This window comes from Paenibacillus sp. P46E, from assembly GCF_001909095.1.
GTDB lineage: Bacteria > Bacillota > Bacilli > Paenibacillales > Paenibacillaceae > Paenibacillus_AQ > Paenibacillus_AQ helianthi.
The window spans coordinates 41,914-64,337 of sequence record NZ_LVYZ01000057.1; the positions used below are offsets into that span (position 1 = coordinate 41,914).

Below are 22,424 nucleotides of genomic sequence, written 5' to 3' on the forward strand. Positions count from 1 at the left end.
AGAGCCATGAGAGAAAGAATGCTGTTCCTTTCAGCCCACAATCAATGCAGTGAGGAAGCGGAGCTTCGGACAGAAAGTTTTCTTGTGATCCTTTTGGAAAAATTTGATATCGACCTTTTGGAGTATTGCCCGGGTGCCCGGGAGCGCTTTGCTAATTTTAGTCCTGCGCTTACCCTCCACCGGGTAGGGAAGGCCGTTGCTCCCCGGAGAACACTGCTGCGTCCGCTGAACAGGCTCCGTTCCCAAGCCTCCCATGACGCAGGAAAAGAACTGCGGACGGAGATTAAGGAACTCTGCAGCCAGCATGCCTACAGTCATATATTTATATCCCACAGTCTGCTCAGCAACTTCATCGACCTGATCTCTTCCTTGCTTCCCGGTGCGGTCATTGTTACGGATGCCCAAAGAACCGTAAGCAGGACTGTAGAAAGGGAAGGGACTGTCCAGCGTAAGATCAGGCATCATTACCGCAAAATAAACGAGGCCCGGGTCCGGCATGATGAGCGGAAGCTAATGAGCAAAACCGGTCTGCTGCTGGCCGCCAGCGAGTGGGATGCCTTATCATTTAAGGCACTGTCTTTTGCCAATGCAGGCAAGGTACACGTTGTACCTCCATTTGTGAATCTGCAGGAGTACCAATATACCGATCCGGTATGCAAAGAGAACGGCATCATGCTTCACTGGGACATGCATACTGTTCAAGGCAAGAACGCCGTCATGTTGTTTCATAAGAAAATTTACCCGTTGATCCGGGCCGAGGTACCTGATGTTCAATGCTATATTGTAAGCAGCGGAGTACATCCCGAGGTGCTGGCCCTCTCCAGAGCGGATTCTTCCGTGAAGGTCATTGAAGAACCCAGGCAAGCTGCTGAATACATACGCCGGTCCAAGGCAGTGTTGGTGTATTTGCGCGAAGGCAGCCACAGTCAGAAAAAGATTCTGGAAGCCTGGGCACTCCGGACTCCGGTAGTAACCAGCCTTAGAGGTGCGGAGGCACTACACTGTGAACACGGGCGGAATATATTGCTGGCCGGTACCACTGTTGCTATGGCCGAACATGCAATCAAGCTGCTGCAGACTCCCGAGCTTGGCTCCCTTATCGCTGACCGTGCTTATAGGACGCTGTTAAATCACTATGAGATGAAGAATGTTAAGGCCAAAGTACTAAGCCTGGTGTAATTATATCAACATAGCATATCCATCTCCCGTCTATCATATATTTCCTTATAGAATAGACGATAGTGAGGTGTGTGCTTTGAGTAACGGAAGAATGACGTTCAAGTTTGAAGTGGATAACAGCAAGAAACCTGATTCAAACGAGCGCAGATTAGGAGCCGGGCTGGGTACTGCGAGAGATTACACGGATATAGAGCAGCGGGATGGCATGGGGACTTTCCATGAGCCCCAAACACAGTTCTTTTCATCCGGGCATACGCATGATTCATGGGAGCGGGAACCGCAGTTTACTCTTGTTCCGGCCCAGGAGCCTGAGGTGAATCAGGGGGAATACAATTATGCTGCTGCAGACTGGGTGACGGAGACGGAGCACTATAGTGACCTTTCTGCCCTAAGGAGTGACTTTGGCGGTTCCTACCATACCCGCCGTCCCTCCTATTGGTGGAAGCTAGCCCTATCCATAGCCGGAGCTTTGGGGATCGGCATTCTACTTGGATATGCAGCCTTGTCTTTTATTGGCGGCGGAAGTCTTACAGGCAGTCCCCACACGCCAAGAGTTGACTCTGCTGTGCAGGGAGGCAAGGATACAAGTGCTGTTCTGCCGCAGGATATAAGCAAAACTGCGGGAGTGACCCCCATTTCTGTACAGGTTCCAGCGCAGACTTATTATCTACTGCAATACGGTGTATTCAGCACTCCGGCAGGAGCAGAGCAGGCCCGTCAGGAACTGCTGGCTGCAGGACTTGCCGCCGGCGTCGATCCGGCTGACGGTAACCGGGTATATGCCGGAATGTCGCCGGACCGTGAGCAAGCTAAGCTCCTCAGCAGCGGGCTAAAGAACCAGGGTATTGAGCTATATGTTAAGGAGATTTCACTCCCTGCAGCGGCAGAAGCCGTTTACACCGGGCAAGCGGTGACTGTGAATAACTACTTCGCCGCCAGCGGAAAGCTGTTGGGTAAGCTCAGCAGGCTTTCCGCGGCCGAACTAAGCGGGCAGGAAGAGACTGCGGACAGTACAGAGGTCAGTACGCTTCATATGCAGTGGACCGAAGCGTTCAAAGCATTGGAGCCGGGCCTGCCTGCTGAAGCGCAAAAGCTTTGTGCCGGGCTGGAGAAATCTATGAGCCAGGGGATATCCGCGCTGAACGAGTATAATAAGAACCAAGCTCAAGGTTTGTTGTGGGAGGTGCAGGAGGCCATGATGAGTTTTCTCTCCGGTCAGAAGAGCCTGCTGGCTGCCATGACCTAAATGCTTCTTTTCATGAATTAGAACCAGCAATCCCCCGATTCCGGCATCCAGCCGGGCGGGGGATTGCTGTTATTGTGGGGAGCTGAATGATCCGCCGATGCTCTGTAGTCTATTTCGAAGGTCCCGGCTGATACACTCTGTACTATAACGTACCAATGATTGGCATACAGCTGTGAATTCCTATGGGGGAGTGGTAATCATTTCCGTACCGGATTTTACGTTTGTGTTGAACTCCGTTTCACCGTATAATAATTAGGGTGTCAAAAAATGGCGAGGGAAGACTTAGATGAAGAAGAAAAATGTGGGAATACTGCTGTTATTTCTAATTCTGGGCTGGCTGGCCGGGGCGTGGATCGCCAAACTGCTGGAACCTGTAAAAGCTTTGTCTTTTCTTACAGCCTCGACTGTACTCAAATGGTCGCCGCAAGCCGATTTGGACATCATAACCTACGACATCACTATTCATTTGAAATTGTGTCTGCTCAGTCTTGCAGGAATTATTACGGCCCTATGGCTCTACCGGAGACTGTAGCATTCGCTGCTCACTTCAGAAGGGACGTTACTACAGTGGAGCATGACAACTCACGACTGATTATTCTTGCCTCCGGTTCTCCGCGCCGCCGGGAGCTGCTAACGCTGCTGGGCTTGCCCTTTGAGGTGATCTCAAGCGATGCGGATGAGAGCACGGCTCCAGGTCTTGTACCTGAGGATATTGTGCGCAGTCTCGCGCTCCGCAAAGCGGAGGCAGTCCTGTCTTGTGCGGGTGAACGTGCTTCCGTTATCGTTGGCAGTGACACAATCGTGGTACTGGACGGCCAAGTGCTCGGCAAGCCGTTGGACCCGCAGGACAGCAGAGCCATGCTTAAGCTGCTGCAGGGCCGGACCCACCAGGTGTATACCGGAGTAGCCTGCATAGGGTTGCCTGAAGAGAAGACTGTAGTCCGGCACCGGGTAACCTCTGTAACGATGAGAGCGATGAGCATGGATGAAATCTCCGCTTACATAGCGACCGGAGAGCCTGCCGATAAGGCTGGCTCCTATGCGATTCAAGGGCTGGGCTCCACCCTGGTGGAACGGATTGAAGGCTGTTATTTTAACGTGGTCGGATTGCCGCTGTCCCTGCTTGGTGAGATGTTGTCCGATTTTGGCATCTCCGTGCTTGGCCTTCAAGGATCGGATTAGGAAAGAGGGATAGGGATGGAGTCGCAATTATTAATGCTGCGGGACCTCCCCCATGAAGAACGACCACGAGAGCGCATGATGCATTATGGGGCAGAATCACTAAGTCAAGCAGAGCTGCTGGCCATCCTGCTGCGTACAGGTACGCGGGCAGAATCGGCTATTCATATTGCCCAGCGGATTCTGGGACAGGCAGGCAGTCTTCGCGGGCTGGCGGACCTGAGCATTGAAGAACTGACGAATATCAAAGGCATCGGCCCTGCCAAGGCGGTGCAACTCAAAGCTGGCATAGAGCTGGGAAGAAGAATGGCGAATTCCCGGCTGACCGAGCCGGTCATTATCCGCTCTCCACAGGATGCGGCAGAGATATTGACCGAGCAGCTGCGTTATCTGCAGAAGGAGCATTTTGTCTGCCTCTTTCTGAATACGAAAAATCATGTTATTGCGCAGGAGACATTATCCATGGGCAGCCTCAACGCCTCTATTGTGCATCCCCGTGAGGTGTTCAGGGCAGCTATGAAATGCAGCAGCGCAGCTATCATATGCGCACATAATCATCCGAGCGGTGATCCTACGCCTAGTCCGGAAGACATCTCCTTAACCGCAAGATTGCTTCAGGCCGGGGAGATTGTCGGGATCGATGTGCTGGATCACCTGATCATTGGAGACAGCAGTTTTGTAAGTTTGAAGGAAAAAGGCTTTATGTAATACAATTGTCCAGAGATACAAGGAAAAGGAGAATACAAGCATGTTAGGTGGTTTTACGAAAGATTTAGGAATTGACCTGGGGACAGCGAATACGCTTGTCTATGTACGCGGTAAGGGGATTGTTGTCAGAGAGCCTTCCGTTGTGGCTATTAATACAGATACTAAGACTATTGAAGCCGTTGGTGAATCTGCCAAAAAAATGATCGGCCGTACGCCGGGAAATATCCGTGCCATTCGTCCAATGAAGGATGGAGTAATTGCTGATTTTGATACCACGGCAACTATGATCAAATATTTTATCCGCCAGGCGCAGAAACAGCGCTCGATGTTCCAGCGCCATCCGAACGTAATGGTGTGCGTACCATCCGGCATCACAGCTGTGGAGCAGCGTGCTGTTGAAGATGCTACCAAGCAGGCAGGTGCGCGTGAGGCCTATATTATCGAGGAACCTTTTGCGGCTGCCATTGGTGCAGATCTGCCGGTATGGGAGCCTACAGGCAGTATGGTTGTCGATATTGGCGGAGGAACTACTGAAGTGGCTGTCATCTCGCTTGGCGGTATCGTGACCAGCCGGTCTGTGCGGGTTGCCGGCGACGAGGCGGATGAATCTATTATTCAATACATCAAACGCCAATATAATCTCATGATCGGGGAACGTACCTCTGAGCAGCTCAAGATGGATGTGGGTTCTGCCCTGCCTCTGGAGAAGACCGAAACCATGGAGATCCGCGGTCGTGATCTCGTGACCGGTCTGCCTAAGACGTTGACCATTACCTCGGATGAGATCTGCGAAGCGTTGTCAGATACTGTGAATGCTATTGTCGAGGCTGTAAAGGTAACACTGGAGAAATGCCCTCCTGAACTCGCTGCTGATATTATGGATCGGGGAATTGTACTTACCGGCGGCGGCGCTCTGCTGCGGAACCTGGATAAGTTACTGGCCCGCGAGACCGGTATGCCTGTCATTGTTGCTGAGAATCCGCTGGATTGTGTAGTTATTGGAACAGGCAAAGCCCTGGAGAACATTCATCTCTTCAAGAGCCGCAGCAGCTCAAGCCTCCGCTCCAAGCGCTAAATGGTACTTGCTTGTGGACGTCAACCCCTAATATGGGAGAAATACGTTTGTTAGAGGGTGTTGAAACTGTTTAAACTGTTTAACAATAAACGTCTGTTCATATTATTGATTACACTGGTCATGTTTATCGTTGTTATGGGGTTCAGTCTGGGGACGAGAAAATCCTTGTCCTGGCCGGAGAATTTTCTGAGAGATACGACTGGTTTTGTGCAGAATTTGTTCTACAAGCCCGCTGGATATGTAGCGGGCTTGTTCCAAGATATCGGGAATCTGCATGACCTGGCTGAGGAGAATGAGCGGCTCAAAATTCTGGCTGCTCAATACGCCAGGGATAAGGCGCAGTATAATTTTATCAAGGCTAAGAATGAATATTATAAAAAAGAACTTCAGTTCACAAAGGCACAAAGTAATCTCTATAACTATGAATATCATATCGCTAACGTGGTCAGCCTGACGACAGAGCCGAGCAACAACACACTGGTTATTGACCTTGGTGCTAAGGATGGAATTAAGCCGAATATGTCCGTCACCTCAGTGGAGGGACTGGTTGGCGTTATCAGCAAAGTAAGCAATTTCACTTCAACGGTGAAGCTGATGACTATGATGGATGTGAATGATCCGAACTCCCAGCCGCCGATTGCCGCAACGGTCTTCAACAAAGAAGACAAAACCTTTGGAATGATTGAATCCTACGACCAGCAGTCCGGGATGCTGATCATGAACAAAATTCCTGTAGGAAACCCGGTAGTCGAAGGGGACACCATCATATCTTCGGGTATTGGAGGAATATACCCGCGCGGAATGACGATCGGAACCGTTGAGAGTGTTAAGGTAGGAGAATACGGCTTGACTTCTACTGCAATCATTAAGCCGGCGGCAGGATTCCAGGACTGGAAGGAACTCTTCGTTGTCTATACGCAGGAGCGTGCCGAATAGTGAAGATGCGCAGATCCGTATTAATTCTGTTATTATTTCTATTATTTATTGTTGAAGGCACAATAATGCCCTGGTTGCTTCCGGATGCCTGGGAGATGCGGATTATTCCCAATCTCGTTTTTGTTGTGATCCTGTTTGTAACGATATACCATCACCGCCATACGGCGCTTATACTGGGCTTATCCTTCGGGATGCTGCATGATGTGGTCTTTTACGGCCGGATTCTCGGTGCCCATTCTTTTGCAATGGGGTTATCCGCTTATCTGATTGGCCTGATATTTCAGATTCCGCGCGCCCCGCTGCCGCTGATGATGACGGTGGTGCTGCTGGGCAGCCTGCTTGAGGATAGTGTGCTTTTTGCCATTTACAGCGTATTTAATTTAGGCCAGGTTCCTTATAACTGGGCATTGCTGCATCACATGCTGCCTACCATGTTATTTCATTTTGCTATCGCCCTGCTCCTGTATGTTCCTCTCCGGAGGCAGATTGAACTGCTGAAGAAAGAGACCCGCAAGGAAGAGGCGGCGTGAAGCCGGACTGCATTTTCTTACATGGGAAAGAAGGAATTTGCCTGGCCCGGCACGAATGAATGAGAATGGGGGGACAGGCATATGACAGTACAATCCAAGCATGTAAGGATCAAGGGCATCAAGGATGGCCTGGTATTCCTGCTAGACGACAAGTGTCCCTTTGAAGATCTCTTGAGTGAACTTCGCTATAAGCTGGAGCACAGCCATCAGAATATATTGACCGGACCGATTGTGCATGTAGACATTAAGCTGGGCAGCCGTCCCGTGACTGAAGAAGATAAAGATGCCATTCTCGACATTCTGAAGAGCCAGGGCAATCTGCTGATCCGTTCTGTTGAAGCGTTGGAAGAACCCGGTGAGAAGGCCAGTGATGCACTGTTTCTGATTAGTGGAATGCTTCGCTCGGGCCAAGTGCTGCATCATGAAGGAAATCTTCTGTTTTTGGGTGATGTGAATCCCGGCGGGTCGATTACCTGTACGGGTGATATTTATATTCTCGGAGCGCTCCGCGGAATGGCTCATGCCGGAGTAGATGGCAACCAGGAGGCAATTATTGCTGCATCTTTGCTGTCACCTACACAATTGCGGATTGCCGATGTGATTAGCCGCCCGCCGGATGAATGGGGAACCCGTGAGAGCAGCATGGAATTTGCCTATTTATCGAGCGGTGCTATGCAGATCGACAAAATTCATAATATAGTCAAATTACGTCAGGGTTTAAATGTGTTTAAAGGGGTGTAGCCTCCATGGGAGAAGCGATTGTCGTAACCTCGGGCAAAGGCGGAGTTGGAAAAACAACCACAACGGCCAATATTGGCACCGCGCTTGCATTGCAGGGCAAAAAAGTATGTCTGGTCGATACCGACATTGGACTTCGGAATCTGGATGTGGTTATGGGGCTGGAGAACCGCATCATTTATGATCTTGTGGATGTAGCGGAAGGACGCTGCCGCTTGAACCAGGCGCTGGTTAAGGACAAGCGTTTTGATGAACTGTACATGCTGCCTGCAGCGCAGACCAAAGACAAGACCTCGGTTACACCTGAGCAGGTGAAGGATATTATTCTTGAACTCAAGAAGGAATACGAATACATCCTGATTGATTGTCCTGCTGGAATCGAGCATGGGTTCCGTAATGCCATTGCCGGAGCAGACAAGGCCATTGTCGTAACTACTCCGGAGCATGCAGCGGTACGGGATGCGGACCGGATTATCGGCCTTTTGGAGCAATCCCATGTAGAGTCCCCGAAACTGGTGGTTAACCGGATTCGGCCGGGACTTGTGAAATCAGGGGATATGCTTGATATTGAGGATATTCTGCAGGTGCTGAATATTGATTTGATCGGTATTGTTCCCGATGATGAACTGGTCATCAAGGCGGCGAACAGCGGAGAGCCAACGGTAATGAACCCTGATTCGGCAGCGGCAATCGCTTACCGCAATATCGCCCGGCGTATCCTGGGTGATGCGGTACCACTGATGCAGCTTGATCAGAAGCCGGGTGCCTTCAAGAAGCTGAAGAAGTTCTTCGGTATGGGCTGAAGCAGAGTCATAGTCCAAATTAGTACCAAGAGTCAGCAAAGATCCCGTCTGCAGAATAGTCTGCGGCGGGATTTTTTTGCTGTGAACCTTAAGAATTTCATAGGGTGTAGGCTAACATTCCTCAGGAATGCCGACCATGAGTATCCAGCTAACTAGCATTCATCCCATTTCTCTATCCGTCCGGCCGGGGCTTGTTCTAAAGCAGCCTGCGACTTTCATAAAATGAAAGTAAACAAGCCCGCCGGAGGGATCGACATGGAACAGAAATTAGATATTAAAGGCCGCCGCAAGCAGCGTATCCGTAGCCTGCTGGAGCTAGAAGATACTTCGCATGGTGCAGTTGTACCACCGCTGTTCACATTACCTGACCAGACAACAACCTTCAAGGAATGGGGAGAAGGAGCCTCACATGATTTTTCCAAGATACCTGAACCCGATCCTGAGGCCATGTGGAAGCAGCAGCGTAACAACTGGGTGGATGAAGGCGGGGGAGACAAGCCGGGTTTTACTTCGGGCTTTATACGGAGGTCTATTGCGAGCCTCGTTGTATTTGGTGCAATTTGGGGGATCTTTAACGTTCAACAGCCCTGGGCGCTGAAAGCGCAGGTGTTTATTGCCGATACTCTCACCCGGGAGATGGACTTTGCCGCCGCTGAGGTTTGGTATGAAGAGCATTTCAGCGGAGCACCGGCGTTTATTCCGATTTTTGGTGATAAGAATCCTCCAGCCGAAAAAGTGACTGCTGCTCATGATCTGAATGCTCCGCTTGAGGGAAGCATTGTCCGTCCTTTTGCAGCAACATTAAAGGGTGTAGAGATTATGCCAGCAGTAAATTCTAACAGTTCACTCACGGTGAAAAGTGTAGATACAGGACGCGTTTTGTCCGTTGCCAAAGAAGCAGAGGGCGGAATCCGGATTACGGTACGGCATACCGGAGATGTAACGGCTGAATATGGGCATCTAAGCGGAACGAAGCTGGCTGCGGATGATTGGGTTCAGAGCGGAGATACCATTGGCTGGCTTCAGGAACAAGAGAATGCTACTGTACCCCTGCTTTTTTTTGCAATTATGAAAGACAAGACTTATATTGATCCCGCTGAAGTGGTATCGTTTGATTAGGATCAGAGGCATTGAACTGTCGCTGCATCCCCTGTTCGTGCTGATAATGCTGCTCTCTGTGATCACAGGACAGTTCCTGGAGCTGTTGACGTTGTTCACCATTGTATTCATCCACGAATTGGGACATGTGTGTGCTGCGCTGCTCTGCGGGGTACACGTGAAATCCGTACAGCTGCTTCCTTTTGGAGGGGTAGCGGTTATGGAGGATCATGGACGGCTTAACGCGACCCGGGAGATCGGTATTGCGGTTGCCGGACCTTTGCAGAATCTGTTGCTGATATTGATGGCCTATGGACTCCAGCAGGCTGGATATGGTAGCGGCGGCTTCCTGGCTTATTTCATACAAGCCAATGCCATTATCGGCCTGTTTAATCTGCTGCCGGTACTCCCTCTGGATGGCGGAAAAATATTTCAGGCGACGCTTAGTCTGCTGCTTCCCTATTATGTCACATTGCTATGGTGTGGCAGAGTGAGTATCGCGGCGAGTGTGCTGGTGGTATTGTACTCTATCCTGCCGCTGGGTACGGGCGGAGGACTCCGCCTGAATCTCCTGATGATCGGTGCGTTTCTTCTTTATTCAAACCTTACGGATCAGCGCAATTTACCGTACCGGTTTGTCTCTTTTTTGATGAACAGGGAGGCGGTTTATGAACGTTACCGGCAGTCGGGAAGCGCGGTACGTCCGATAGTTGCCTTTTCCGCGAAACCTTTGGATGATATATTGCGTCTATTTAAACGTAACCATTATCATTTTATCTATGTAATGAATGAAGAAAAGACCATAGTGGCCGTTGTGCCGGAGCAGAAATTGATCTCTTCTTATTTTGGAATGTAAATGTGAACATGAAACGTCCAGCTGTAATGGACAGTGAAAGATTGATTCAAACCAGAGGTGAAGCCATGAAACAAATGATCGTTCACTGCACGCAGCATGTTACCCGGATGGCTCTTCTGGATAATGGGAGCCTGGTGGAATATGCGGCTGAACGAGATCAGCAGCAAGGACTGGTCGGGAGCTACTACAAGGGCCGGGTTATGAATGTATTGCCAGGCATGCAGGCTGCTTTTGTTGATATCGGACAGAAGAAGAATGCCTTTTTATATGTAGATGATGTGCTGCATCCTCATCTGGAGAGGCAGCCGGAGGTGAAGCCCTCCATTGAAACGCTGCTGGAGCCCGGCCAGGAAATTGTGGTTCAGGTGAGAAAAGAGCCGCGGGGCGGCAAAGGTGCGCGCGTCACCACCCACTATACACTTCCGGGACGCTGGATGGTGTATATGCCTTATGCAGAATATGTTGGTGTATCCAAAAAAATCAGCCGTGAATCGGAACGTTCGAGGCTGAAAGGGATGGGTGAACGGCTCCGCCGGCGTGAAGAAGGGATTATCATGCGGACCGTTTCGGAGGATGAGCCGGTGGAGGCCGTTGAAGGCGACCTTACTTTTTTGCGGGCGCAGTGGGAAATGATCATCCGCCGGTCACAGGAAACTGTGGCGCCGGCCCTTCTTCACTCTGATCTCAGCATTGTGCAGCGCTTTATTAGGGATGCCTTTAACCCACAACGTGATGAGCTGATGATTGATTCGGCCAAGGCCGTCCGGGAAGCAGAGGCTTTTCTGAATGACATGGCACCTGGAAAGTACAAGCCTGTGGGGTTTTATCATGGGCAGGAGTCCATCTTTACGGCTTACGGGGTGCAGGAACAGCTCCACAAAAGTTTCGAAAGGAAGATTACGCTGGAGGGTGGAGCAACGCTGATCTGGGATGAGACGGAGGCGTTGACCGTAATAGATGTCAATACCGCGCAATACACTGGCGGATCTACGCTCGAGGAGACTGTGACACGTACGAATCTCCTGGCGGCAGAAGAAATTGGACGACTGATTCGCTTACGGGATACGGGAGGCATCATCATTATTGACTTTATTGATATGCAGCGCGAGGAGCACCGGCGGATGGTTACGGAACGGCTGGAGGGGGTTATCAGCCGCGACCGGACACAGACGCATATTCTGGGCTGGACGCACTTGGGACTGCTGGAGATGACCCGTAAGAAGGCGAGACATGATTCTGCGGGTTTTGCCCCGGTGGTTTGCCAATGCTGTGGAGGTACAGGCAAGATTGGTTCATGGCTGGAATGAGCCAGGGATTGCCAGGGGCCAAGCAATTTATAGTTTTCGAACCATTGACTGTATGGATTATGTATGCTATTATCTTCAAGTATGTGTTTGGTTGTTCTAATCCTACACATGCTGCAACCGCTCCGATCGGGTACATAAGTGCGTTTCCCCTGGGAACTGCCACCTAGACTAGGCGAGTCTGAGACATGAGGAGGTGCAAGTACAATGTATGCAATTATCGAAACTGGCGGTAAACAATACAAAGTCCAAGAGGGCGACGTGTTGTTCATTGAGAAGCTGGAAGCTGAAGACGGCGCAAGCGTAACGTTTGACCGTGTATTGGCTGTTTCTAACGATGGTGGTCTGACTGCAGGAACTCCGCTGGTAAGCGGCGCGTCTGTAACAGCTAAAGTCGAGAAACATGGTAAGGGTCAGAAGGTTGTAGTTTACAAATACAAACCGAAGAAGAACTACCACAAGAAACAAGGTCATCGTCAACCGTACACTAAAGTAACAATTGAGAAGATTCAGGCGTAAGAAGGTGCGTTAATGATTAACGTACGGATTACTCGGGCTTCTGCTCAAGGTGCGATTGTCGGTTTTGCCGTTAAAGGGCATGCAGAATACGCAAGGAAAGGCTGGGATATCGTGTGCGCCGGTGTTTCCACAGTTACATTTGGAACGGTGAATTCGATTGAGAAGCTGACGGGTGTTATTCTGGATACTTCGATGGACGACGGATTTCTAAGCGGGACTCTGGTTCCGGTGGATGATCCCGAAGCTTCCGCCAAGATACAACTCTTGCTGGAGTCGATGGTAGTCATGCTCAGTGATATCGCAGAATCATACGGGAAGTATATTAAGATACAGCAAGTTATTATTTAAAGAAGGAGGTTGACCAACATGTTGAAATTGGATCTTCAGTTTTTCGCATCGAAAAAAGGTGTAGGTTCCACAAAAAACGGACGTGATTCCCACTCCAAGCGTCTTGGCGTGAAACGTGCTGACGGTCAAGCAGTTACCGGCGGCAACATTCTGGTTCGTCAACGCGGAACCAAAATTCACCCGGGCACTAACGTAGGCATCGGTAAAGATGATACGCTGTTCGCTTTGGTTGATGGCGTAGTGAAGTTCGAACGTTGGGGCCGCGATCGCAAAAAAGTGAGCGTGTACCCGGTTGATGTCGCTCCGGTAGCAGCGGCACTGGAAGCGTAAGCTTTCGGAATCAAATTGCAAGTAGAAGCCTCCGGCATGAGTGCCGGGGGCTTTTTTTCAGGAGTATCTTTTGGAATTTGAGTTTGAATTGCTGGTGATTGCTGAGAAACCCTGTGTTATACTGAAAAATGGTAATTATCAAGTGAAGAGAACGGCTAAATGGGCATGAATTTTGCGAACTGAGGGACGGGGAGAAAGAATGAAATCCTGGAAATGGTTGATCTGGGCAGTCATGTTATCCGTAATGCTTCCTTTAGGACTTTTGTATTGGCACACCTCCCTTTTCACTTGTCTGCTGCTTGGTATATGGATAGCCGCAGTGCTTGCTTTCAGTTCTGTATACTACCGGCGTCACTTTGAAGAGGAACTGCGTATACAGGAGAAGACGCTACAACAGGCGGCGAACCGGACGCTCAATCATCATCGTCATGACTGGATGAATGATCTGCAGGTGCTTTACGGATATATCCAGCTCGGCAAGCCTGATAAATCCATGGAGTGTGTGGGAAGAATAAAGGAACGGATCGCACTGGACAGCCGTATCGCTAAGCTCGGTATTCCTTCGCTTGTGTTCTATCTGCAGTCTTTCCGAACCTTCAGAAGCAGCTTGGAGCTGGAAGTTCAGGTAGAAGAAGGACTACAGCTGGGGGACAAGCTCAGTGCGGACATGGGAGAAGAGCTTACGCAGGTGATTATGCAAACGGTGAGGGCCTATCAGTACAGTGGGTTAGCCTTGCATGGTGACACAAGGAAGCTCCGGCTTGGTTTTACACAGGATGGAGGAGACATTCTTATCTCTTTCGAAGGCGACGGCGATCATGGCAATTCCGAGCTGCTGCAGGGGCAAATTTATAATATAGTTCAAGGGAAAATTATCAAAGCGGAACAGCCTGAACGGGACAAAAGCTATGTGGAGCTGAGGCTGCCGCTGGAAATGTAAGGAAGGTGAACATGAATGTTCGTAGATAAAGCTAAAATTTATGTAAAAGGCGGCGACGGCGGCGATGGTCTTGTGGCCTTCCGCCGGGAGAAATATGTGCCGGAAGGCGGACCGGCCGGGGGTGACGGCGGCCGTGGGGGAGACGTTATTTTTCGGGTGGATGAAGGTTTGCGTACACTGATGGACTTCCGTTATCAGCGCCATTTCAAAGCAGAGCGCGGGGTTAAGGGACGTAACAAAAGCCAGCACGGAGCGAACGCTGAGCACATGATTGTTCGCATTCCACCAGGAACCGTACTGATTGATGATGACACCCAGGAAGTGATAGCCGACATGACACGCCATGGGCAGCAGGTCGTGGTTGCCCGTGGGGGACGAGGCGGACGGGGAAATACCCGGTTTGCCACAGCTAATAATACAGCGCCTGAACTGGCGGAGAATGGTGAAGAAGGCCAGGAACGTTATATTGTGATGGAACTCAAGGTTATGGCTGATGTAGGGCTTGTGGGCTTCCCGAGTGTGGGTAAATCCACTCTGCTTTCAGTTGTTTCCGCTGCGCAGCCTAAGATCGGAGCGTACCACTTCACAACCATTACTCCGAATCTGGGAGTTGTGGATGTAGGCGACGGCCGAAGCTTTGTAATGGCCGATCTGCCGGGACTCATTGAAGGCGCGAGTGAAGGTGTAGGTCTGGGACATGAATTCCTGCGTCATGTTGAGCGCACCCGGATCATCATTCATGTTGTGGATATGTCCGGTTCCGAAGGACGCGATCCTTTCGAGGATTGGATGAAGATTAATGATGAGCTGAGACAGTATAATGCCAGTCTTATTGACCGTCCGCAGATCGTAGCGGCCAATAAGATGGATATGCCTGAATCGGAGGCTAATCTGATCGCTTTCCGCGAGAAGGTATCAGAGCTCCGGCCGGATATGGAGATCATGCCGATTTCTTCCCTTACCCGCCAAGGGGTTCAGGAACTTCTTTACCGGGCAACGGATATCCTCGACAGTATTCCTGTGGCTCCGGTTGTGGAAGAAGTGGCCGAGACCAAAGAGCGGAAGGTCTACAAGCTGGAAGCAGAAGAGGATAACTCCTTTACCATTACGCGTGACAATGATGCCTTTGTCGTCAGCAGCCCCCGGATTGAGCGTATGCTGAAACGGATGCAGCTCAGTACACATGATGCCATACTGAAGCTTGCCCGTACATTGCGTCACATGGGTGTGGATGCAGAACTCCGCAAACGGGGCGCTGTGGAAGGAACCATTGTCCGTATCGCTGATTTTGAATTCGAGTTCGTTGAGAACAGCAGCTATTATTAAGCTGCGGCTAGACGCATAAATACCAAACGCCGACTGTGCTTTCCCCAAAAAGGGAGGTAGAGCCGGCGTTTTTTTGAACTTGCCGAAACAGGTGCTAGGTGTTATATGTGAAAAGTTGTTGCAATCTACAGCAGCCATCCCGTATAATGTCCACTATATAAACACAAAAGTCTTTGAGGTGAGGACGTTCGTGAAAGAACGCTATTATTTGGTCCGAGAGGACATATTGCCTGACGCTGTGCTGAAGACTATGCAGGTCAAGCAGCTGCTTGAGGCGGGAGATGCCAAGACGGTACATGAGGGTGTAGAACAGGTTGGGCTTAGCCGCAGCGCATTTTATAAATACAAGGATGGTATTCATCTGATCCATCAACTCGAACGCGAACGTATTGTCACGATCTCCATTGATCTGGAGCACGAGTCCGGTATGCTGTCCAAAGTGCTGGGGTCTGTGGCAGTTCATGGTGCCAATGTGCTGACAATTCATCAGAGTATTCCGCTCCAAGGACGGGCCAATGTGGTTATCTCTGTGGAGATATCGCATTTGAATGAAGAGCTCGGGGATATGCTGGACAGCCTGAAGGCGATACCGGGAGTGAAACGTGCTTTAATTATCGGGCAAGGGTAGTATAGCTTCATAAAACTTATAGGAGGATTCAAATGAAGCCGGTCAAAGTGGGGTTACTGGGTCTGGGAACAGTAGGTACGGGCGTAGTCCGTATCGTAGAAGGGAATCAGGAGGATCTGAGCAGCCAGGTGGGTTCACCGATTGTTATTGAGCGCATTGCTGTGAAGAATACCGAGAAAGCCCGTGATATCGAAGTGGATGCTGCTATAATTACAGACGATCCTTGGGAGGTTATCCGGGACCCGGAGATTGACGTTATTGTCGAAGTGATGGGCGGGATTGCAGGAACGAAGGAATATATTTTGGAGGCGCTGGAACGCGGCAAGCATATCGTGACCGCTAACAAGGATTTGATGGCACTGCATGGTTCCGAGATTCTGGCTAAGGCGCAGGAGAAACAGTGCGATGTTTTTTATGAGGCTAGTGTAGCCGGAGGGATTCCGATTATCCGTACATTGATCGAAGGCTTTTCCTCTGATAAAATCGTGAAGATTATGGGCATCGTAAACGGGACTACCAATTACATACTGAGCAAAATGAGCCAGGAAGGCGCATCCTATCTAGATGTCTTGAAGGAAGCGCAGGAACTGGGATATGCCGAATCTGATCCAACCTCGGACGTCGAAGGATTGGATGCTGCACGAAAGATGGCTATTCTCGGCACACTTGGCTTTCGTACCAATGTTGAGCTGAGTGATGTCAGTGTCAGCGGCATCTCTGGAGTGAGCAAGGAGGATATTGCTTTTGCCAAAAGACTGGGTTATGAGATGAAGTTGCTGGGTATCGCCGAAAGTCACGAAGATGAATTCAGTATCAGTGTGCAGCCTACAATGATTCGGGCCAGCCATCCGATTGCTTCCGTGAATGGTGTGTACAATGCGGTGTATGTGTATGGTCAAGCCGTGGGAGAAACCATGTTCTATGGTGCAGGAGCGGGCGCTATGCCAACAGCAACATCTATAGTAGCGGATCTGGTTGCCGTTATTAAGAATCTTAAGCTGGGTGTTAACGGGTTAAAGCAGATTGTTCCTTACAAACAGAAGAAGCTCAAAAGTGACGAAGATATCTTCTATAAGAATTTCCTGCTGCTGCATGTGGACGACAAGGCAGGGGTTCTGGCCAAAATCACGCAGGTATTTGCAGAGTACGATGTCAGTCTGGATTCCGTGGTACAGCAGGCGAATTCGCATAATCCGGACGCAGAGATCATTATCGTGACGCACAATGCGAGCAAGGCGAGTATGAATAAAGTAATGCGGCATCTGGAGCAGCTTAAGGTTATTCACCGGATTAAGAGCCACTATCGGGTGGAAGGCTGAATCTTGAATCCTTGTTGACAGGTCCACGCAAAAATAATGAAGGAGATTTTACCAGCTATGAGTATGTACGGAAGGTCTAGAGTGAAAGTCCCTGCCAGTACCGCAAATCTGGGGCCGGGTTTTGATACATTGGGTATGGCGCTCTCCCTGTATGCCTGGATTGAAATGGAGGAAGCTGATGATACCGCATTTCATCTTTATGGAGATGAGATGGCAGGAGTGGCCACGGATAAAAGCAATCTGCTCTACCAGGTGGCACAAATGGTTTTTGCCGAAGCGGGTGTAGAGATTCCGGAGCTCTCCATTACCATGTACTCCGATATCCCGCTTACCCGAGGACTGGGTAGCAGCGCATCAGCGATTGTTGGCGGAATGGCGGCAGCCAATGCAATGATTGGCTCTCCTTTAAGCCTAGCCAAGTTGTTCGATATGGCAACCGCCCTGGAAAAGCACCCTGATAATGTGGGCGCCTCGCTCTTCGGCGGGATTATCACAGCCGTCTGGGATGGGGAGCATGCGGATTATATCCGGATTGAGCCTCCCCGGGACCTTGAGGTTCTGGTAGTTATTCCTGAATTCGAACTCTCTACCACCAAAGCGCGTGGTGTGCTTCCTTTGGAGATCACGGTAGGAGATGCTGTGCATAACATCAGCCGGACCTCGCTTTTGACTGCTGCTCTGGCTGCAGGCCGGCTTGATCTCATCGGCCGAGCCATGCAGGATCGCCTGCATCAGCCTTACCGGGCACCACTGGTGCCTGGTATGGAGAAGCTGCTGGCAGAAGCGACAGGGCATGGGGCACTGGGCATTGCATTGAGTGGTGCCGGACCTACGCTGCTCTGCATGGTTGAGCGGAATGGGAGTCAGAAGGAGGAGCTGGTGCTCTTTCTGAAACAAACGATGGAGGAGCATGGCATTCCTGCACGTACCTGCTGGCTGCTGCCTTGTACTTCAGGAGTTGTTGTCTCGGAACGGATTGAAACAAACCAGATGCAAAATGGGTCATTTTTGGATATGATAAAAGGAGAAAAACAGTTATGAAATCAATAGCAGTGTTGCCGCAGGGCTCGGTCTCGCACGAAGCGCTGCTGCATTTATTTGGTGATGAGCCTGTAAATATTGAGCATCATAAGCTTATCTCTGATGTTTTTCTGGCCACGGCTAATGGCGTGACGGATTACAGCGTTATTCCTATTGAGAATACTATCGAAGGTTCGGTAAGTCTGCATATTGATTGGCTCATTAACGAAGTGGAACTGCCCATGCAGGCAGAGTGGATTTTTCCATCCATACAGAATCTGATCAGTAATCCTAAGGAATTCACGGATGCTGAAGGCCATAAGGATTACGCTAAAGTGGTCAAAATCCTTTCTCATCCCGTTGCCATGGCACAATGTCTGCAATTTATCCGCAATCACGCCCCTTGGGCTGAACTGGAGTCGGTCGGAAGCACATCCGAGGCGGTTGAGATTGTATCGAAGAATCCTGGTATGGGCTGGGCGGCAATCGGTACAGCCCTTGGTGCAGCAACGCATGGTCTTGAGATTGTAGAGCGGCAGGTTACAGACCATAATAACAATTACACACGGTTTGTACTGGTAGGCCATCAAAAACTGGAACTTCCACGGAAAAGCAGCGGTGATAAGACAAGCATTCTGGTGACTCTGCCGGAGGATTTTCCGGGGGCGCTCCATCAGGTACTGGCTGCATTTGCTTGGCGGCGGCTGAATTTATCGCGTATAGAGTCACGGCCGACGAAGAAGAAATTGGGTACTTATTATTTTTATATTGATGTGCTGGAACCGATAGAATCGGTCCTGCTCCCTGGGGCTATTGAAGAGATCAAGGCCCTGGGCTGCCAGGTGCGGATTCTGGGCTCGTATCCCACATACACCTATGAGGAAGAGAAAGCGGAGGTGCAGTAAGATCATGGCTGAGCAATGGATCTATCTGGATGGACAACACGTAACGAAGGAAAATGCAAAGGTATCCGTGTTTGATCACGGATTTTTATACGGAGACGGTATTTTTGAAGGCATCCGTATCTACAACGGCAACATTTTTAAATGCAAGGAGCACCTGGACCGGTTGTATGATTCGGCGAAGTCCATCATGCTGGACATCCCGCTTAGCTATGATGAAATGCTGGAAGCCATGGCTGAAACCATTCGTCTTAATGAGATGCGTAACGGATATATCCGTCTGATCGTATCCCGCGGTCCCGGTAATTTGGGTCTTGACCCCCGCCGCTGCCCCAAAGCCAGTGTCATCATTATTGTAGAACAGCTGGCTATTTATCCGGAGCAGGCTTACTTGAACGGACTTCGTGCGGTTTCTGTCTCACAGCGCCGTAATATTCCGGATGCGCTGAATCCGAAGATCAAATCCCTGAACTATCTCAATAACATCCTTGTCAAAATCCAGTCCAATCTGGCAGAGGCTGATGAAGCGATTATGATGAACGCTCAAGGGTATGTAACCGAAGGCTCAGGAGACAATATTTTTATTGTTAAAAGAGGCATAGTCTACACGCCGCCTTGCTACCTGGGAGCGCTTGAGGGTATTACCCGCCTGGCAATCATTGAGCTGTGTGACAAGCTCGGTCTGACCCTGAAAGAAGAACCGTTCACTATGCATGATGTGTATATTGCGGATGAAGTTTTCTTCACCGGTACAGCAGCCGAAGTTATTGCAGCCCGTGAAATCGACGGACGAATCATTGGCGCAGGTCATGCAGGCCCAATTACGCTGCAGCTGCTTGAAGAATTCCGCAATGTTGTGGACAAAGACGGTTACAAGGTTTGGGAATAAGCCGGGCCTATAGCAAGAATTTATGTTACTGCAAAAATCCTTTCATGCCATGCATGGAAGGATTTTTTTTGCTTAAGGGATGTCAATCGCCTATGGGCTGCATAAGATGTAGTAACGAAGGAGGCGGCTGCACCGCAATAAGGAAGCTGGGAAGCAGAATAACCTGAGAAAGGTATTCAGCATCAAGGATTGCAGCTAGGCTATTTGAGTGCAGGCGCCGTTTACAGAAGTATGAGCCCGCAAAACTTGGCAGATTCTTTCGGAGTTAAGTCTTGCACGAAGTTGATTCAGAAAGCAATTCGAATAAATATCAGTATGCTTTCGAGAGGAGTTTTGTACAAGGCGAGGCCGGGAAGTCATGCTTATAAAACTTTTAGGAGGTTATTGCTGCGTGAAAATACACATTGTCAAATCAGGCGATACGCTATATGCATTGTCGCAAAAGTACGGAGTACCGCTGCAAAAAATTATCGAGGCCAATCCACAGATCAGCAATCCGGATGTGCTTGCCGTTGGAGATAAGGTCAAAATTCCTACGACAGCCGTCCAGGTTCCGGAAAACAATGAGGTCTACTACAAACATACCGTTAAGCAAGGAGATACCCTGTGGAAGTTGTCCAAGGCATGGGGAATTTCACTAAAAGATATGATTGATGCTAACACGCAACTGAAGAATCCCAATGCATTACTGGTTGGTGAAGTTGTCAATATTCCTAAGAAAGGCAATCCTTCTGCGAGTGAGCCGCAATCCGAAGCTATGGCTATAATTGACAAAACAAAGCTGGGCTCCAAAGATTACACCGGAGTTAAAGAACAGCCTCCTGCCGTGGTTTCCCCAGTTCCAACAACACTGCCCGCACCTTTACCGAATAAAGAGCCTGAAGTTTCACCCACAGTGAACAAGATGCCTGAAGTTTCACCCATAATGAACAACGCACCTGAGATCTTACCTATAGTGAATAAAGCGCCGGAAGTCTCACCTGTGGTGAATAAAGCACCTGAAGTCTCACCTGTGGTGAATAAAGCGCCTGAAGTTTCACCTGTTCATGAAATGTTTCATGAATCACAAAGTTTGTTTGTGCAAATTTCAGTGCCTGCACAGGAAGCGATGAAGTATGAGATGCCCATGGAAAAGTCGAAATCAGAAGTGCAGCCCACTTCCTGGCATGAAAATAAAACACCGGCATGTGACCCTATGCTAGGGTATCCCGGGCTAAGTGGGAATCCATATTTCGTGGATTTTCCACCGGCATATCCGAACTATGAGCCCATGGCTGTTATGGGGATGAATTCAGCGCCGAATTTTATTCAGCCAGTGAACTATATGCCGGAGTGTGCTTCCCCGTACGGCATGAATCCAGTATCAGATTTCCCGGGAGCCTGGTATCCGAATTCAGCACCCGAATATCCTAATATTAGTCCTTTCAGCGAAAACCCCTCCTTTGGTATGCCACAGTATGGTGAACAGCCTGTCAATTTGCCATGGCCCTCCTGCGGTTGCGGTTCAGTGATGCCTTTGCAGCCGTTTCAGCCATATTCCTATGAGCAGCCTGTGGTTAATCCTTATCCAGACTATATGCACCCAATGCCAGGAATGGTTTCGCCTTACGGAGTAGATATAGGGCCTCAAGGAAACTTTGTATCTCCCAATACTTTTGCAGCTCCTATGGTATCAAATATTCCGGCATATCCAATGTATCCGGGCATGGAGAATTATGCGCATAATCGGATACCTGAGATACAGGAGCCGGAGTTTATTCAGCAGGAAACCATTCGTGCAGCAGAACCGGGAGCTTCTGAACCTGCGGTGAAGAGTAAAGGTGGTGCAACAAAAGCATCTGCAGCAAAAGTGAAAACTTCAGGCCAAACTACTACTGCTGTCAATAAAACCTCTGGTAAGCAACGTTCTAATCAGAATACCCGTAAAGGCACTGTGAAAAAGAGCCGAAATCCATGGATTTCGAACTAACATTTTTTTAGGCGAAGTCCAGCTTCTATAAGCATGCTGTAATGCATTGTCGAATGCATTACAGCATGCTTTGTTCTTATGGGCACGAATTCATACATAGTAATATTAATTAGGACTATGGACTATTTTGTATTGGTAAAAATTGAGGTTGTATTTAGTAAAGGATCTGTGTTATATTATAAATCCAGTCGCAGGCATGATAAAAAAGTTTGATGATTGGAATCATGAATATCTATCAGTACGCTAACATGCTTCGAAAAAAAAGATGTTGCAATTGATTGATAAACGTGATATATTATAAGAGTTGCTGGTGACGAGATAATCGGCGCCGACGACGAGCTTGATCTTTGAAAACTGAACAACGAGTGAGTGGGATTTCACGCAAGTGAGATCCAAAAATAGAGAATATTTTATTCTCGTCAGATGTTTCAAAATGAGCAATCGCTCTTTCTAAATACCAATTTGGAGAGTTTGATCCTGGCTCAGGACGAACGCTGGCGGCGTGCCTAATACATGCAAGTCGAGCGGAGCTTATCCTTCGGGGTAAGCTTAGCGGCGGACGGGTGAGTAACACGTAGGCAA

The 22,424-nt window shown here is 49.5% G+C and carries 24 protein-coding genes, 1 rRNA gene and 1 other annotated feature; all 25 genes read left to right on the forward strand.

What is annotated here, in order from left to right; genetic code table 11:
- Window positions 1-6: 6 nt before the first annotated feature.
- Window positions 7-1,179, forward strand: coding sequence for a glycosyltransferase (locus tag A3849_RS22140; protein ID WP_074113348.1), 1,173 nt, complete (start codon window positions 7-9; stop codon window positions 1,177-1,179).
- Between the two features lie 76 nt (window positions 1,180-1,255).
- Window positions 1,256-2,425, forward strand: a complete 1,170-nt coding sequence (locus tag A3849_RS22145; protein ID WP_074113349.1) for an SPOR domain-containing protein — start codon at window positions 1,256-1,258, stop codon at window positions 2,423-2,425.
- A 286-nt stretch (window positions 2,426-2,711) separates the two neighbouring features.
- The gene (locus A3849_RS22150) at window positions 2,712-2,957 is read left to right on the forward strand and encodes a DUF4321 domain-containing protein (protein WP_074086580.1); all 246 of its coding nucleotides are present in this window, start codon (window positions 2,712-2,714) and stop codon (window positions 2,955-2,957) included.
- A 35-nt stretch (window positions 2,958-2,992) separates the two neighbouring features.
- Window positions 2,993-3,607, forward strand: a complete 615-nt coding sequence (locus A3849_RS22155) for a Maf family protein (protein ID WP_074113350.1) — start codon at window positions 2,993-2,995, stop codon at window positions 3,605-3,607.
- A gap of 15 nt (window positions 3,608-3,622) precedes the next feature.
- Entirely contained in the window at window positions 3,623-4,312 is a 690-nt protein-coding gene (gene radC, locus A3849_RS22160) for a RadC family protein (protein ID WP_074113351.1), read from the forward strand.
- A 40-nt stretch (window positions 4,313-4,352) separates the two neighbouring features.
- On the forward strand, window positions 4,353-5,387 hold the full coding sequence (locus A3849_RS22165) for a rod shape-determining protein (protein ID WP_074113352.1): 1,035 nt from the start codon (window positions 4,353-4,355) through the stop codon (window positions 5,385-5,387).
- Window positions 5,388-5,444: 57 nt separating this feature from the next.
- Window positions 5,445-6,323, forward strand: coding sequence for a rod shape-determining protein MreC (gene mreC, locus A3849_RS22170; RefSeq protein ID WP_074113353.1), 879 nt, complete (start codon window positions 5,445-5,447; stop codon window positions 6,321-6,323).
- Window positions 6,323-6,853, forward strand: a complete 531-nt coding sequence (gene mreD, locus A3849_RS22175; protein WP_074113354.1) for a rod shape-determining protein MreD — start codon at window positions 6,323-6,325, stop codon at window positions 6,851-6,853. Before mreC ends, mreD begins: the two co-directional genes overlap by 1 nt.
- An 81-nt stretch (window positions 6,854-6,934) precedes the next feature.
- A complete protein-coding gene (gene minC, locus A3849_RS22180; RefSeq protein ID WP_074113355.1) occupies window positions 6,935-7,594 on the forward strand; it encodes a septum site-determining protein MinC in 660 nt (219 codons plus the stop codon).
- 5 nt (window positions 7,595-7,599) lie between these two features.
- A complete protein-coding gene (minD, locus tag A3849_RS22185; protein WP_074113356.1) occupies window positions 7,600-8,394 on the forward strand; it encodes a septum site-determining protein MinD in 795 nt (264 codons plus the stop codon).
- Between the two features lie 255 nt (window positions 8,395-8,649).
- Entirely contained in the window at window positions 8,650-9,513 is an 864-nt protein-coding gene (locus A3849_RS22190; RefSeq protein WP_074113357.1) for a M23 family metallopeptidase, read from the forward strand.
- A complete protein-coding gene (locus A3849_RS22195; protein WP_074113358.1) occupies window positions 9,506-10,348 on the forward strand; it encodes a M50 family metallopeptidase in 843 nt (280 codons plus the stop codon). The genes A3849_RS22190 and A3849_RS22195 overlap by 8 nt, the downstream gene beginning before the upstream one ends.
- A gap of 65 nt (window positions 10,349-10,413) precedes the next feature.
- Window positions 10,414-11,655 carry an Rne/Rng family ribonuclease gene (locus A3849_RS22200; protein ID WP_074113367.1) on the forward strand — a complete coding sequence of 414 codons (1,242 nt, stop codon included), beginning with the start codon at window positions 10,414-10,416 and terminating at the stop codon, window positions 11,653-11,655.
- 105 nt (window positions 11,656-11,760) lie between these two features.
- Window positions 11,761-11,845: a sequence feature (ribosomal protein L21 leader region), on the forward strand.
- Window positions 11,846-11,859: 14 nt separating this feature from the next.
- Entirely contained in the window at window positions 11,860-12,171 is a 312-nt protein-coding gene (gene rplU, locus A3849_RS22205; protein WP_074086590.1) for a 50S ribosomal protein L21, read from the forward strand.
- 12 nt (window positions 12,172-12,183) lie between these two features.
- Complete coding sequence (locus A3849_RS22210; RefSeq protein ID WP_074113359.1) at window positions 12,184-12,519, forward strand: ribosomal-processing cysteine protease Prp; 336 nt, start codon at window positions 12,184-12,186, stop codon at window positions 12,517-12,519.
- 18 nt (window positions 12,520-12,537) lie between these two features.
- On the forward strand, window positions 12,538-12,849 hold the full coding sequence (gene rpmA / locus A3849_RS22215) for a 50S ribosomal protein L27 (RefSeq protein ID WP_019908993.1): 312 nt from the start codon (window positions 12,538-12,540) through the stop codon (window positions 12,847-12,849).
- Window positions 12,850-13,048: 199 nt separating this feature from the next.
- A complete protein-coding gene (locus A3849_RS22220; protein WP_074113360.1) occupies window positions 13,049-13,789 on the forward strand; it encodes a Spo0B domain-containing protein in 741 nt (246 codons plus the stop codon).
- 15 nt (window positions 13,790-13,804) lie between these two features.
- On the forward strand, window positions 13,805-15,115 hold the full coding sequence (gene obgE, locus A3849_RS22225; RefSeq protein WP_074113361.1) for a GTPase ObgE: 1,311 nt from the start codon (window positions 13,805-13,807) through the stop codon (window positions 15,113-15,115).
- Window positions 15,116-15,305: 190 nt separating this feature from the next.
- Window positions 15,306-15,743: an ACT domain-containing protein gene (locus A3849_RS22230; RefSeq protein ID WP_020429271.1), complete on the forward strand. Its 438-nt coding sequence runs from the start codon at window positions 15,306-15,308 to the stop codon at window positions 15,741-15,743.
- Between the two features lie 32 nt (window positions 15,744-15,775).
- Window positions 15,776-17,062 carry a homoserine dehydrogenase gene (locus A3849_RS22235; protein ID WP_074086594.1) on the forward strand — a complete coding sequence of 429 codons (1,287 nt, stop codon included), beginning with the start codon at window positions 15,776-15,778 and terminating at the stop codon, window positions 17,060-17,062.
- 57 nt (window positions 17,063-17,119) lie between these two features.
- Entirely contained in the window at window positions 17,120-18,103 is a 984-nt protein-coding gene (gene thrB, locus A3849_RS22240) for a homoserine kinase (RefSeq protein ID WP_074113362.1), read from the forward strand.
- Entirely contained in the window at window positions 18,100-18,987 is an 888-nt protein-coding gene (pheA, locus tag A3849_RS22245) for a prephenate dehydratase (RefSeq protein WP_074113363.1), read from the forward strand. Before thrB ends, pheA begins: the two co-directional genes overlap by 4 nt.
- Window positions 18,988-18,991: 4 nt before the next feature.
- Window positions 18,992-19,873 (forward strand): branched-chain-amino-acid transaminase, encoded by an 882-nt coding sequence (gene ilvE / locus A3849_RS22250; protein ID WP_074113364.1) that lies wholly within the window; start codon window positions 18,992-18,994, stop codon window positions 19,871-19,873.
- Window positions 19,874-20,264: 391 nt separating this feature from the next.
- The gene (locus A3849_RS22255; protein WP_074113365.1) at window positions 20,265-21,842 is read left to right on the forward strand and encodes a LysM peptidoglycan-binding domain-containing protein; all 1,578 of its coding nucleotides are present in this window, start codon (window positions 20,265-20,267) and stop codon (window positions 21,840-21,842) included.
- Between the two features lie 459 nt (window positions 21,843-22,301).
- Window positions 22,302-22,424, forward strand: a 16S ribosomal RNA gene (locus A3849_RS22260); the annotation flags it as partial.